The organism is Allgaiera indica (genome assembly GCF_900106675.1).
Taxonomy (GTDB): domain Bacteria; phylum Pseudomonadota; class Alphaproteobacteria; order Rhodobacterales; family Rhodobacteraceae; genus Acidimangrovimonas; species Acidimangrovimonas indica.
Genome location: NZ_FNOB01000006.1, coordinates 1 through 13,422, shown reverse-complemented (window position 1 = coordinate 13,422; position 13,422 = coordinate 1). Strand labels below are relative to the sequence as shown.

At 65.7% G+C, this 13,422-nt stretch carries 11 protein-coding genes; 7 read left to right on the top strand and 4 right to left on the bottom strand.

The window, feature by feature from the left end; all coding sequences use genetic code 11:
• Positions 1 to 20 precede the first annotated feature (20 nt).
• From BLV97_RS06555 to BLV97_RS06540, 4 genes are all read left to right on the top strand, one after another.
• Entirely contained in the window at positions 21 to 2,375 is a 2,355-nt protein-coding gene (locus BLV97_RS06555; RefSeq protein WP_035844139.1) for an ATP-dependent helicase, read from the top strand.
• 69 nt (positions 2,376 to 2,444) lie between these two features.
• Positions 2,445 to 3,179, top strand: coding sequence for an RNA methyltransferase (locus BLV97_RS06550; RefSeq protein WP_035844142.1), 735 nt, complete (start codon positions 2,445 to 2,447; stop codon positions 3,177 to 3,179).
• A gap of 70 nt (positions 3,180 to 3,249) precedes the next feature.
• A complete protein-coding gene (locus BLV97_RS06545; RefSeq protein ID WP_035844143.1) occupies positions 3,250 to 4,407 on the top strand; it encodes a COX15/CtaA family protein in 1,158 nt (385 codons plus the stop codon).
• Positions 4,407 to 5,879, top strand: coding sequence for a carboxypeptidase M32 (locus BLV97_RS06540; RefSeq protein ID WP_035844146.1), 1,473 nt, complete (start codon positions 4,407 to 4,409; stop codon positions 5,877 to 5,879). Before BLV97_RS06545 ends, BLV97_RS06540 begins: the two co-directional genes overlap by 1 nt.
• A 20-nt stretch (positions 5,880 to 5,899) precedes the next feature.
• Here the strand turns inward: BLV97_RS06540 and BLV97_RS20685 are convergent, their stop codons facing one another.
• On the bottom strand, positions 5,900 to 6,727 hold the full coding sequence (locus BLV97_RS20685; RefSeq protein WP_051646154.1) for a helix-turn-helix domain-containing protein: 828 nt from the start codon (positions 6,725 to 6,727) through the stop codon (positions 5,900 to 5,902).
• A 180-nt stretch (positions 6,728 to 6,907) separates the two neighbouring features.
• Between BLV97_RS20685 and BLV97_RS06530 the strand changes: the two genes are divergently transcribed.
• Positions 6,908 to 7,378 carry a hypothetical protein gene (locus tag BLV97_RS06530; protein WP_035844151.1) on the top strand — a complete coding sequence of 157 codons (471 nt, stop codon included), beginning with the start codon at positions 6,908 to 6,910 and terminating at the stop codon, positions 7,376 to 7,378.
• 17 nt (positions 7,379 to 7,395) lie between these two features.
• Here BLV97_RS06530 and BLV97_RS06525 read toward each other — a convergent pair whose 3' ends face one another.
• The 3 genes from BLV97_RS06525 to BLV97_RS06515 form a co-directional block, all read right to left on the bottom strand.
• The gene (locus BLV97_RS06525) at positions 7,396 to 7,788 is read right to left on the bottom strand and encodes a hypothetical protein (RefSeq protein ID WP_051646155.1); all 393 of its coding nucleotides are present in this window, start codon (positions 7,786 to 7,788) and stop codon (positions 7,396 to 7,398) included.
• Between the two features lie 138 nt (positions 7,789 to 7,926).
• On the bottom strand, positions 7,927 to 8,487 hold the full coding sequence (gene ilvN / locus BLV97_RS06520; RefSeq protein ID WP_035844159.1) for an acetolactate synthase small subunit: 561 nt from the start codon (positions 8,485 to 8,487) through the stop codon (positions 7,927 to 7,929).
• 67 nt (positions 8,488 to 8,554) lie between these two features.
• Positions 8,555 to 10,324 (bottom strand): acetolactate synthase 3 large subunit, encoded by a 1,770-nt coding sequence (locus tag BLV97_RS06515; protein WP_035844162.1) that lies wholly within the window; start codon positions 10,322 to 10,324, stop codon positions 8,555 to 8,557.
• A 535-nt stretch (positions 10,325 to 10,859) separates the two neighbouring features.
• Here BLV97_RS06515 and BLV97_RS06510 point away from each other — a divergent pair.
• The gene (locus BLV97_RS06510; protein ID WP_035844166.1) at positions 10,860 to 11,966 is read left to right on the top strand and encodes a TRAP transporter substrate-binding protein; all 1,107 of its coding nucleotides are present in this window, start codon (positions 10,860 to 10,862) and stop codon (positions 11,964 to 11,966) included.
• Between the two features lie 617 nt (positions 11,967 to 12,583).
• Positions 12,584 to 13,330 carry an MFS transporter gene (locus BLV97_RS06505; protein ID WP_160169186.1) on the top strand — a complete coding sequence of 249 codons (747 nt, stop codon included), beginning with the start codon at positions 12,584 to 12,586 and terminating at the stop codon, positions 13,328 to 13,330.
• Positions 13,331 to 13,422 lie beyond the last annotated feature (92 nt).

Here is a 13,422-nt window from a genome sequence, read left to right as displayed (position 1 = left end):
AGCGCGTTAATCTTCGCGCCATGAGCAGTTTCGACGAAGATGACGCATTCGAGGCCACGGCGGTTCCGCGGGTGCCGCTGTCGCGGCGCGCGATGGCGGCGCGGCCGGCGCCCTATCTGGATGGGCTGAACCCGGCGCAGCGCGCGGCGGTCGAGGCGCTGGACGGGCCGGTGCTGATGCTCGCTGGGGCCGGCACGGGCAAGACCCGCGCGCTGACCGCGCGGATCGCGCATCTGCTGATGACCGGGCGGGCGCTGCCCAATGAGATTCTCGCCGTCACCTTCACCAACAAGGCCGCGCGCGAGATGAAGGAGCGCGTCGGCCGCCTGATGGGCGAGACCGTGGAGGGGGTGCCCTGGCTGGGCACCTTTCATGCGATCAGCGTGAAGATCCTGCGCCGCCACGCCGAGCTGGTGGGGCTGAAGTCGAACTTCACCATCCTCGATACCGACGATCAGATCCGGCTGATGAAGCAGGTGATCGCGGCCGCCAGTATCGACGAAAAACGCTGGCCCTCCAGGCAGTTGGCGGGGTTAATTGATGCGTGGAAGAACCGTGCCCTGACGCCAGACAGGGTGCCGGCATCGGAAGCGAGTGCTTTCAATAGCTTGGGGACCGAACTTTATGCGGCCTACCAGCAGCGACTGCTGGATCTGAACGCCGCCGATTTTGGTGACCTTCTGCTGCATGTTCTGACGATTTTCCAGAAACATCAGGATGTTCTGGAGCAATATCAACGTTGGTTCCGCTACATCCTGGTGGACGAATACCAGGATACCAACGTCGCGCAATATCTGTGGCTGCGGCTCTTGGCGCAGGCGCATCACAACATCTGCTGCGTGGGCGATGACGATCAGTCGATCTATGGCTGGCGCGGTGCGGAAGTGGGTAATATCCTGCGGTTCGAGAAGGATTTCCCCGGTGCCAAGGTGGTCCGGCTGGAGCAGAACTACCGCTCGACCGGGCATATCCTGGGGGCCGCGTCGGGTGTGATCGCGGGCAATGAGGGGCGGCTGGGCAAGACGCTCTGGACTGAGGCCGAGGGCGGCGAGAAGCTGCGCCTGATCGGTCATTGGGACGGCGAGGAAGAGGCGCGCTGGATCGGCGAGGAGATCGAGGCGCTGCAGCGCGGCGGTCGAGGTTCGCCGCCTAAGTCTCTGGACGATATGGCAATTCTCGTTCGGGCCAGCCATCAGATGCGGGCTTTTGAAGACCGCTTCCTGACCATCGGGTTGCCCTATCGGGTGATCGGCGGCCCGCGCTTCTATGAGCGGCTGGAGATCCGCGATGCGATGGCCTATTTCCGCCTTGCCGTCAGCCCCGACGACGACCTTGCCTTCGAGCGCGTCGTCAACACCCCCAAGCGCGGCCTGGGCGACAAGGCGCAGCAGAAGATCCAGGCCACGGCGCGCGCGCATGGGTTGAACCTGCTGGAAGGGGCGCGTGTCCTGCTGGCCGAGGGCGGGGTCAGCGGCAAGGGCGCGGGGCAGTTGCGCGCCTTCATCGAGGGGATGGATCGCTGGCACGCCGCGGTGGCGCGGGGCGACAATCACATCGAACTGGCCGAGACCATTCTGGATGAGAGCGGCTATACCGCGATGTGGCAGGCCGACAAGACGCCCGAGGCGCCGGGCCGGCTGGAGAACCTCAAGGAACTGGTCAAAGCCTTGGAAAGCTTCGACAATCTGCAAGGGTTCCTGGAACATGTCGCGCTGATCATGGACAACGATTCGGGAGAGACCGAGGAGAAGGTCTCGATCATGACGCTGCATGGCGCGAAGGGGCTGGAGTTTCCCGCAATCTTCCTGCCGGGCTGGGAAGAGGGGCTGTTTCCTTCGCAGCGTTCGATGGACGAGAGCGGCAAGAAGGGTCTGGAGGAAGAGCGGCGTCTGGCCTATGTCGGCATCACCCGGGCGAAGGAGCTGTGCACCATCTCCTTCGCCGCCAATCGCCGGGTCTATGGTCAGTGGCAATCGCAACTGCCTTCGCGCTTCGTCGACGAACTGCCAGAGGAGCATGTGGATGTGCTGACTCCGCCGGGCCTTTATGGCGGCGGGTTCGGGGCGGCGGCACCGGTGGCCGAATCGACGATCGAGAGCCGCGCGGCGCGGGCCGATGTCTACAACTCCCCCGGCTGGAAGCGGATGCAGGCGCAGGGCGGGGCGCGCCCCGCGGCGCCGGCGGCGCGCGGGACGGTGATCGAGGGCACCGCCTTCGGCCTGGGCGACCGGGTGTTCCACCAGAAGTTCGGCTATGGCGCGGTGACGGCGATCGACGGCGACAAGCTCGACATCGCGTTCGAGAAGGCCGGGCCGAAGAAGATCGTCGCGCGTTTCGTGACCTCGGCGGACAGCGCGGCCGACATCCCCTTCTGAGCCAGCGGTTGCGCCCCCGCCCGTCGCGGCGTAACAGGGCGCGAACCGACCGGAGGGGCCCAGACACCCGTGCAACCTGCCTTCATCCTCGTGCGCCCGCAGATGGGCGAGAACATCGGCGCCGCCGCCCGCGCGATGCTCAATTTCGGGCAGGAGCGGATGCGCCTGGTCAGCCCGCGCGACGGCTGGCCCAACCCCAAGGCCGGCGCGATGGCGTCGGGCGCCGGGCGGGTGCTGGACGCGGCCAGCCTGCATGACGACGTGGCCGGCGCGATCGCCGATTGCCATTATGTCTATGCCACCACGGCGCGGGCGCGGGGGCTGACGAAGCCGGTTCTCAGCCCCGAGGCCGCGATGGCCGAGGCCCGCGCGTTGATGGCCGAGGGCAAGCGCATCGGCCTGATGTTCGGCCCCGAACGTGCCGGGCTGGAGAACGAGGACGTGGCGCTGGCGAACGCGATCATCACGGTGCCGGTGAACCCGGAATTTCCGTCGCTCAACCTCGGGCAATGCGTGCTGCTGGTGGCTTATGAACTGGCCCGCCAGGGCGCGGTGCCGGATGCGGCGCGGGGCCTGGCGGGGACCGATTTCGCCGAAGCCGTCGAGATCGAGAAGCTGGGCGACCGGTTCGAGGCGGCGCTGGAGGACGCGGGTTATTTCTTCCCGCCCGAGAAGGCGCCGGGGATGCGGGTCAACCTGCGCAACATGTGGGCGCGGCTGGATCTGACGCGCGCCGACGTGCAGATGCTGCACGGGATGCTGCGCCAGATCCTGCGACGGCTGCCGGGGCAGGGCGGCCGATAGCGCGCATTCGCGGGCTTGCGGGCCGGTCGCGCAGGCAATAGTGTCCGTGCGCTTTAGACGGAGGGGCGGCATGGCCGGAAACCGCAGCATTTTCGAGGAAGTCGGCGAAGGTGCCGCGCAGCGCCGCACCCCCAGGGGTGGCATGATCGAGGGCGGCCGGCCCAAGGGCGCGCGCCGCGCGATCCGCATCTGGCTGATGGTGATCTTTGCCATGGTCGCGGCGATGGTCGCGGTGGGAGGGCTGACGCGGCTGACGGATTCGGGCCTGTCGATCACCCAATGGAACCCGATCATGGGGGCGCTGCCGCCGCTGACCACGGCCGACTGGATGCACCAGTTCGATCTTTACAAGCTTTCGCCGCAGTACAAGATCCTCAACCACGGGATGGAGCTGTCGCAGTTCAAGGTGATCTTCTGGTGGGAATGGTCGCATCGAAACCTGGGCCGCATGGTGGGCATGGTCTGGGGCATCGGCTTTCTGTTCTTCTGGCTGACGAAGCGGATCCCGCCGGGCTATACCTCGCGGCTGCTGTGGCTGGGTTTCCTGGGCGGGCTTCAGGGCCTGATCGGCTGGTGGATGGTGTCTTCGGGGCTGCACGGGCGGATGATCACCGTGGCGTCGTACCGGCTGGCGACGCATCTGGGCCTTGCCTTCATCATCCTAGGCTTCTCGGCCTGGTACATCTTCCTTCTGGGCCGCAAGGAGGCCGAGCTGATCCAGGCCCGGCGCGCCCGTGACCAGAGGATGATGACCCTGGGCTCGGTTCTGGTCGGCATGGTCTTCGTGCAGCTGGTCCTTGGCGCGCTGACGGCGGGGATCGACGCGGGGCGCTACTTTCCGACCTGGCCCGACATGAACGGCCGCTTCTTCCCCGCCGATGCCTTCCAGGTGGCGAATGGGCCGTGGTATCTGGCGTTCTTCGAGAACGCCGGCCTGGTGCAGTTCGATCACCGCATCTGGGCCTACGCGCTGGTCACCCTGGCGCTGGTCTCGGCCTTCGTCGCGCGGCGCTCGGCGCATGGCTCGGTGCGCTTCGCCTTCACGGCCGTCGCCGGCTGGGCGCTGGTGCAGATGACGCTGGGGATATTCACCGCGCTCTATGCCGCGCCGCTGGATCTGGCCAGCGTGCATCAACTGGGCGCGATCGTGCTGTGGGTGCTGGTGCTGCGCGCCCGCAATCTGGCGCAATTTCCCCGTGTGGGCTCGATCCGGAAAGGAACCGCGTGATGTCGGCGATGGATGATCTGATGGCCTATCAGCGCGATACCGAGGCGCTGGGGCAGGTGGCGGGCCGCCTGGAATGGGACCAGGAAACGATGATGCCGCGCGGCGCGGCCGAGCAGCGCGGCGAGGAGATCGGCGCGCTGGAAGGCATCCTGCACGCCCGCCGCACCGATCCCCGCATCGGCGACTGGCTGGAGAAGGCCGAACCCGAGGACGAGGTGGACGAGGCCTATCTGCGCCACATCCGCCGCAGTTTCGAACGCCAGACCAAGATCCCCGCCGCGCTGGCGGTGGAACTGGCGCGCGTCACCTCGGTCGCGCAGGGCATCTGGGCCGAGGCGCGGGCGGCGAACGACGTGGAGCAGTTCCTGCCGACGCTGGAAAAGGTGGTGGCGCTGAAGCGCGAGCAGGCGGCGCATCTGGCCGATGGCGGCGACCTTTATGACGCGCTGATCGACGACTACGAAGAGGGCGCCACGGCCGAAAGCCTGGGCGCGATGTTCGACCGGATGCGTCCGCGTCTGGTGGCGTTGCGCGCGGCGGTTATGGGCGCCGCGCACCAGCCCGCGCCGCTACGGGGCCATTTCCCGGCCGAGGCGCAGATGCGGCTGGCACGCAAGCTGGCATCGGGATTCGGCTATGATTGGGCCTGCGGGCGGCTGGATCTGTCGGTGCATCCGTTCTCTTCCGGATCGGGCACCGACACAAGGATCACCACCCGGGTGGTCGAGGGCGACCCCTTCAACTGCTTCTATTCCACGATCCACGAGACCGGCCACGCCTGCTACGAGCAAGGGGTGGATGCCGATTACCTGCTGACACCGCTGGGCGGCGGCGTGTCGATGGGGGTGCATGAAAGCCAAAGCCGGATCTACGAGAACCAGCTTGGCCGTTCGCGTCCCTTCACCGGCTGGCTTTATGCGCAGATGACCGACACTTTCGGCGATCTGGGGCTTGGCGATGCCGAGGCCTTCCATGGCGCGGTGAACCGGGTGCATGCGGGCTTCATCCGCACCGAGGCCGATGAGGTGCATTACAATCTGCACATCATGCTGCGCTTCGCGCTGGAGCGAGAGCTGATCGGCGGCACGCTGGAGGTGCGCGATCTGGAAGAGGCCTGGAACACCCGTTTCGCGCAGGATTTCGGCGTCGCGGTGGATCAGCCCGCGCATGGCATGTTGCAAGATGTGCACTGGTCGGTGGGCCTGTTCGGCTATTTCCCGACCTATGCCCTGGGCAATGTCTATGCCGGCTGTCTGAACAAGGCGCTGCGCGCGGCGGTGCCCGGCATGGACGAGGCCCTGGCCAGGGGCGATGCCACGCCCGCCACCGAATGGCTGCGCGAGAACCTGCAACGCCATGGCGGCCTTTACCGCCCGCGCGACACCGTGCGCCGCGCCTGCGGGTTCGAACCCGACGAGGGCCCGCTGCTTGATTATCTCGAGGCCAAATTCTCCGAGATCTACGGCCTCTAGCCGCGCCGCTCCGCCCGGCCTCAGATCGAGGCCGGGACCGTCGCCAGCAGATCGCGGATCTTGACCGGCACTTCGGCGGTCTTGCGCAGCCCGCATTCGCGCGCCGCGGCGATGCATTGTCCCAGATCCCGAGGCAGCCGTTCCATCACCGCGAAGGTCAGCCGCCGCATTCCCTGGATCCGCCGCCGGGTCAGGAACGAGATCCCGCCCAGGAAATCCGGCAAGCCCCCCAGGCTGTATTCAAAGAAACCGATCGACACCATCCGCCCGCCGCGGGTGGAACAGTAAAGCGACACGCCGTCGTCATGCTGCAGGAAAACGCCGTGATACACCGATTGGTAGGCCGGTGCCAGGGTGGCACGGCTTTGCATCGGGCTCGGCGGCTCGTAGCCCTTGAACAGCTTCACCCCGTTCTCGGTATAGACCCGGCACATGTCGGCGATCACCCGGTCGGGGAAGTTGTAGGAATTGCGCCAAAAGCGATAGAGCCCGTCCGGCAGGCGCGCGGAATCGACGGTGAAATCGTTGGTGCTCAGAACCATCGCCCCCAGCGCGCCGGCCAGCACCTCGCCCGGGCTGGGGTCCTGGGCTTCCAGCGGCTCCAGCAGAATCCGCGCGTCGACACCGAAATGGGTGCAGATCCTGTGCAGGATGTCTGGACGCGGGAAGGTCTCTCCCGAAAGATAGCGGTTGAACTGGGTGCGGTTGATCTCCAGCCGGGCGCAGAGCTTGGTGACCGAAGCCTCTCGCGATGCCAGTTGCCGCAGATTTTGCCCGAAAATCGCGCGCAGATCGGCGGGGCGCTCGTCGGCATGGGCGAAGGGGGGGGGGCGGCGAGGATCAAGCATTTTTAGGGGACTGAAACCGGGGGTGGATCGGGATTTGACGCTAATTAACGTCATACTGACGTAGTTTAGGTCAAAAGTCGCCTTGTTTCGACACAAAATCCCCCATGCACGCGGGATCTCGCATCTGCGTGATCACGGTTTCGAGCGTTAGCCTGATCGAGAAGCGGAAAGAGGAAAGCAATGATCGGGGTCGTGATCTGGAGTTCTGAGCAAAGCCAACGTGTAATCCTGTGGTGCGAGGACAGCGGCGCCCTGGCCTATGCGCGCGGTGCGCAGGCCTTCGTGGCGCAGAGCAGCGGCTTCCCGGCCGTGGGCGATGTCGTGGCCTTTCTGGTCGAGCAAGAGGCATTGGCGACCCCGGGGATCGAAGGGTCCACGCGCCATGCCCGTGCGGTGCGTGTGATCGAACGCGGGGCCTTTCCTGATGTCGCCGCGATCTTGCACGAAGCCGCCACGGCGTCTTCCGTCACCCCCGCGCCGGATCCCGCGCCCGCCGCGCTGGGACCGATCCCGACCAGACACCACCCGACCGGACCAATGCCCAGGCAGGTGCACGCCGCCGCCAAGCCCGAGATCGCGATCTGCGGCACCGGCCCGCGCGGGTCGCAAAGCGGCCCCCGCCGTCACCTGCGCCTGGCCGCGGCCGGCTAGGGCGCGGCCTCAGCCCATCAGCCCTTCTTCTTCAGGGCGATGTTGCACCGGTGCCAGTATTGCGGCCAGGTCTCGCCCTTGTGGATCTTGCCGGCGGCCTTGTCCTTGCGCCACATCGCGCCGCATTCCTTGATCCGCTTGCGCGCGGCCTTCTGCGCCGTGGTCAGCGGTTTGTGGCTGTCCGTCGCGGGCTTCTTGCCGGCTTCCTTGGCGCCGTTCGCCTTGGCGCAGGCGGCGTAGAACTTCGTCCATGTCTCGCCGGGCTTGAGCTTGCCTGCCGCCTTTTCGGCCTTGTACTGGGCCGAACATTCCTTCTTCACGCTGGTCGCCGCGTGCGCCGGAAATCCGGCAAGGGACAGGGCCATCACGGCGGCGGCGCCCATGGTGACCTGGTACAAGAAACGCGGCATGACCCGCATCCTCCACGATGCGGCCCGATGCCGCCACACATGCCGCAAAAAAGCCCGGCACACCCTCGCAATAGCGATAAACCCAGCCGCGACCTATCGCTTCGCTAGGTGCTCGCGATCTTGTGATGGCGGCGGCCGTCAGGCCCCGCGCGACAACGCGGCGACGCCGGTGCGCGCGATCTCGCGCAGGCCAAGCGGGCGCATCAGGTCGGCGAAGGCGTCGATCTTCTCGGCGGTGCCGGTGATCTCGAAGACGAAGCTTTCCAGCGTCGAATCCACCACGCTGGCGCGGAAGATATCGGCCAGCCGCAGCGCCTCGACCCGCTGCTCGCCCTGGCCCGCGACCTTGAACAGCGCCAGTTCACGCTGCACCGCCGGCCCCTCGACGGTAAGGTCGTGGACCTCGTGCACCGGCACCATCCGCTCCAGCTGCGCCTTGATCTGCTCGATCACCTGCGGCGTGCCCGAGGTCACCACGGTGATCCGGCTGCGATGCCCCTTGTGGTCCACCTCGGCGACGGTGAGGCTTTCGATATTGTAGCCGCGCCCGGAAAACAGGCCGATCACCCGTGCCAGAACCCCGGCCTCGTTGTCGACCAGAACCGCCAGCGTATGCACCTCGATCACCTCGGAATAGGGATCGCGCAGGTCATAGGCCGAATGGCTGGACGCGCCTTTCTTGATGTTCAGTGCCGACATTTCCTAGCCCTTCATCTTGGCTCAAATACTCCGGGGGTCCGGGGGCAGGGCCCCCGGTCCCGCCCGATCAAACCAGCGCGCCGCCCGCGCCGCCGATCGCCCCCGCGGTCTCGGCTTCGCCGATCAGCATCTCGTTGTGCGGCTTGCCCGAGGGGATCATCGGAAAGCAGTTCTCGTGCTTTTCGACCAGCACGTCCATCACTACCGGCCCGTCGTAATCGATCATCTCCTGGATGGCCGCATCCAGATCGGCCGGATCCTTCACCTGCATCCCCTTCGCCCCGAAGGCCTCGGCCAGCTTGACGAAATCTGGCAGGCTCTCGGACCAGCTATGCGAATAGCGCTCGCCATGCAGAAGCTCCTGCCACTGGCGCACCATGCCCAGCCGCTCGTTGTTGAGGATGAACTGCTTGACCGGCGCGCGGAACTGCATCGCTGTGCCCATCTCCTGCATGTTCATCAGCCATGAGGCCTCGCCCGCCACGTTGATCACCAGCGCCTCCGGATGCGCCACCTGCACCCCGATCGAGGCCGGCAGGCCATAGCCCATCGTGCCCAGCCCCCCCGAGGTCATCCAGCGGTTCGGCGCCTCGAACCCCAGGAATTGCGCGGCCCACATCTGGTGCTGGCCCACCTCGGTGGTGATGTAGCGGTCGCGCCCCTTGGTCAGTGCCTCCAGCCGCTGCAGCGCGTATTGCGGTTTGATGACCTTGTCCGAGTTGGTGTAGCTGAGGCATTTCACCCGCTGCCAATCCTCGATCTGGCCCCACCAGCGCTTCAGCCCCGCGGCATTCACCTTGCGCCCGCGCGATTTCCAGACCTGCAGCAGATCCTCCAGCACATGGCCGACATCGCCGATGATCGGAATGTCGACATGGATCACCTTGTTGATCGAGGAAGGGTCGATGTCGATATGCGCCTTCTTCGAGCCGGGGCTGAAATCGCTTGTGCGGCCGGTGATCCGGTCGTCGAAACGCGCGCCGATGTTGATCATCAGATCGCAGCCATGCATTGCCAGGTTGGCCTCGTAAAGGCCGTGCATCCCCAGCATCCCCAGCCAGTTCTTGCCGCTGGCCGGATAGGCGCCCAGCCCCATCAGCGTGGAGGTGATCGGAAAGCCCGTCGCATCGACCAGCTCGCGCAGAAGCTGGCTGGCGGCAGGGCCCGAATTGATCACCCCGCCGCCGGTGTAGAACACCGGCCGCTCGGCGGTTTCCATCAGCTCGACCAGGGCGGTGATCGCCTCGGGGTCGCCCTTCACGCGGGGCTGGTAATGGCTGACCTTGGCCTTCTCGGGCGGGGTGTAGGTGCCGGTGGCGAACTGCACGTCCTTGGGGATGTCGACCAGCACCGGGCCCGGGCGGCCCGAGGTGGCGACATGGAAGGCCTGATGGATCGTGTCGGCCAGCTTGTCGGTATCCTTGACCAGCCAGTTGTGCTTGGTGCAGGGGCGGGTGATGCCGACAGTGTCGGCCTCCTGAAAGCCGTCGGTGCCGATCAGGAAAGTGGGCACCTGACCCGACAGCACCACGATCGGGATCGAATCCAGAAGCGCGTCGGTGATCCCGGTGACCGCGTTGGTCGCCCCGGGCCCCGAGGTCACCAACACGACCCCGGGCTTGCCGGTCGAACGCGCATAGCCCTCGGCCATGTGGACCGCGCCCTGTTCGTGCCGCACGAGGATGTGGCGGATATCGTTTTGCTGGAATATCTCGTCATAGATCGGAAGCACGGCGCCGCCGGGATAGCCAAAGACCACCTCGACCCCCTGGTCCTTCAGCGCCTGCACAACCATCCTCGCGCCCGTCATCGCCTTGGTCGCCATCGGTGTCGTCATCCTCTGTTCACCTGCCGCCCCGGGCGGCCTCGCTGGTCTTGTCGCGCAACAAAAAGCCCCCGGTGTTGAGGCGGGGGCGCATGGGATCCTGACTGGGTGTCCGTTACCGGCCCATGCACCACATCCCTACGATTACAAGAAGCTTTGCCACGGATCGGCCCCTTCGCTGCTGCGCGGCGACATTAGGCGTGGCGGTGGGGGGCGTCAACCTCAAAACGCGGAGGAAAATGTCACCGGGGCGCCGCTATCGGACTCTTTGTTGCGCGAAATGCCGCGACCGCGTAATGAACACAAAGCGTCGGCAGGCCCCGGCTTTCGCGCCGTGCTGGCCGGGCCTGGTGCCGCGCCGATGGGCATATGATGGAATTTTTTGCTGCAACCCTTTGTCGCAGCGGCGTTTTTATTTCTCACACGTGTTAACGGTCGCGTTACTCTGGACAGGTTGGGCAGGCTGTGTAAAGTGCGCTCATCAGCCAGGCTGGCGGGGGAAGGGCCTTCGCGCGGCTGCAAAATGAAACGTATGGGAGGAAACCCTATGGATCGTCGTTCATTCTTGACGAAGGCATCAGTCGGTGGCGTCGCCGCCGCGGGCGCGGCGGCGCTGGCCAGCCCGGTCGTCGCGCAGACATTGCCGAAAATCAACTGGCGCATGACCTCGTCGTTCCCGAAATCGCTCGACACGATCTACGGCGCGGCGGAAACCTTCGCCAATTACGTGTCGGGTATGACCGACGGTAACTTCAAGATCCAGGTCTTCGCCGCGGGCGAGCTGGTGGGCGGTCTGCAGGCGGCGGACGCAACAGCGGCCGGCACGGTCGAGGCCTGCCACACCGCCTCGTATTACTATTGGGGCAAGGATCCGGCCTGGGCGCTGGGCACCGCAGTGCCGTTCGGGCCGAACTACCGTCAGATGAACGCCTGGTACTATTACGGCGGCGGCATCGACATGACCAACAAGTTCTTCAACAAGCAGGGCCTGCAGGCCTATCCCTGCGGCAACACCGGGGCCCAGATGGGCGGCTGGTACCGCAAGGAGATCAACACGCTTGACGACCTGAAGGGTCTGAAGATGCGTATCGGCGGCTTCGGCGGCAAGGTCATGGAAGCGCTCGGCGTGGTGCCGCAGCAGATCGCCGGCGGCGATATCTATCCGTCGCTTGAGAAGGGCACGATCGACGCGGCCGAATGGATCGGCCCCTATGACGACGAGAAGTTGGGCTTCTACAAGGTGGCGCCCTACTACTACTACCCGGGTTTCTGGGAAGGCGGCCCGACGCTGTCGGCGATGTTCAACCTCAAGGCCTGGAACAAGCTGCCGAAGGCCTATCAGGAGGTGCTGCAAGCCGCCTCGGCCGCGGCCAATTCGGACATGATGGCCAATTACGACTGGAAGAACCCGCCGGCGCTGAAGCGTCTGGTGGGCCAGGGCACCAAGCTGCGCCCGTTCTCGGCCGAGATCCTGACGGCGGCGTTCGAAGCTGCGAACAAGATCTATGCCGACATCTCGAAGACCAACGCGCCGTTCAAGGAGATGTACGACAGCCAGCGCGCCTTCATGCGCGAGTCGTTCCTGTGGCTGCAGCTGGCCGAATACAACTTCGACACGTTCATGATGCAGATGGACAACGCCGGCAAGCTCTGAGCGCGGCGTTTGACGGAAAGGGAAGGCCCCGGGGGAAACCCTCGGGGCCTTTCATGTTGCGGGTCGAAGGGCTTGGCCGCCCCGGCCGGACAGATCAGCGCGCAAAACGCATCGGCGCGCAGCCAATGCCGCGTTCCGGGCTGATGGCGTCAGGCGCGCAAGCCCTGGCGCGCGGCGGCGAATGCGAATGAAAAGGGGGTGTCCGCAATCTGTGTTGGCCGGCGATGCTGACAAAGCCGCCAGCCGTTGCGCGCGGCATGGAAGTCCACTTGCGCGACCTGGCTTTGCCGAGGCCATCACAATATGTAGCATTACACGCGTCCGTAGGGCAGATTGCTCTTGCTTCCCGTCCGAACTGCCCTGTCTGCCAAAAAGAACAAGAACATCTCGGGGGGCGGGCATGGTGACCAGCACGAATTGGCGCGCGATCTTTCTGGCCTATGTGGTCGGCGTCGTCGCCGCGGCGCAGGTCGGGCGGATCGCACCGGCGACAGCGCAACTTCGCGAAGAGTTGTCCATGAAGCTGCCCACGCTCGGCTGGGCCATATCGACGATCACCCTGGCGTCAGCGATGTTCGGTGTCTTGGCAGGGCTCTGGGTGCGGCGCAGGGGCGCGCGTGCTGTTTTGCTTCTCGGGGGTGGACTGCTTGCTCTCAGCGTTCTGGCTGCAGCATCGGCACCATCCACCACCTTTTTTTCTCCTGATGCGCGCCGTCGAAGGTATCGGCTACCTCGCCATCGTGGTCGCGGCGCCAACCTTGATCGCGGAGAACGCCGCAGAGCGGAACCAGCCAGCAGCGCTGGCGCTCTGGGGGACGTTCTTCACGCCCGGGCTGAGCCTCGCTGCGATTGCTGGCGGCACGCTTGCCCCGGCCTGGGGATGGCAGGCCTGGTTCGCCGCGAACGGCGGCCTCGTGGCAGCCACGGCGGTGGTCGGGTTCCTGCTGCTGCCGCCCGAGAAGGAAGCGCGCGGACCACTGCCGGATAGCAGCGGGCCACCGGCAGGCTTGGGCACCGCAGCTTGGTTGCTGGGCGGTGCCTTTCTCGGCCTCACGCTTCTGTCGCTGTCCATCCTGAGCATGATGCCGACCTTCCTCATCGAGGCGCACGGCTTCACCTCGGCCCAAGCGGGCAGCACCACCGGGCTGATCGCGCTCGCCAGCATTGCCGGCAGCCTCGCCTACGGTCTGCTGGGCAGGCGGACGGGCCCGATCACGCCAATCGTCGCCGCCGCCATCCTGCTGGTTGCGAGCGCGCTGCCTGCCTTCGAACCCGGTTTCGATTCCAGCGCCGCCGTTACTGCGGCAACGGTCGCGGTGTTCGGCTCCGGCATCCTGATGGCCTTCACATTCTCGGCGGTTTGAGCTACCCCCCGAAATTCGGACACTGACATAAGCTACGATTTGCAGTCTGCTGATCTTCGACGAGAAGGAGATCAGAGATGTCGAAACGCAAG

Bases quoted from the DNA above. Each gene is read 5' to 3' on its own strand.
- BLV97_RS06555 (WP_035844139.1), top strand. From the start codon at position 21: ATGAGCAGTTTCGACGAAGATGACGCATTCGAGGCCACGGCGGTTCCG.
- BLV97_RS06545 (WP_035844143.1), top strand. From the start codon at position 3,250: ATGGCCGGAAACCGCAGCATTTTCGAGGAAGTCGGCGAAGGTGCCGCG.
- BLV97_RS06540 (WP_035844146.1), top strand. From the start codon at position 4,407: ATGTCGGCGATGGATGATCTGATGGCCTATCAGCGCGATACCGAGGCG.
- BLV97_RS20685 (WP_051646154.1), bottom strand. From the start codon at position 6,727: ATGCTTGATCCTCGCCGCCCCCCCCCCTTCGCCCATGCCGACGAGCGC.
- BLV97_RS06530 (WP_035844151.1), top strand. From the start codon at position 6,908: ATGATCGGGGTCGTGATCTGGAGTTCTGAGCAAAGCCAACGTGTAATC.
- BLV97_RS06525 (WP_051646155.1), bottom strand. From the start codon at position 7,788: ATGCCGCGTTTCTTGTACCAGGTCACCATGGGCGCCGCCGCCGTGATG.
- ilvN (WP_035844159.1), bottom strand. From the start codon at position 8,487: ATGTCGGCACTGAACATCAAGAAAGGCGCGTCCAGCCATTCGGCCTAT.
- BLV97_RS06515 (WP_035844162.1), bottom strand. From the start codon at position 10,324: ATGACGACACCGATGGCGACCAAGGCGATGACGGGCGCGAGGATGGTT.
- BLV97_RS06510 (WP_035844166.1), top strand. From the start codon at position 10,860: ATGGATCGTCGTTCATTCTTGACGAAGGCATCAGTCGGTGGCGTCGCC.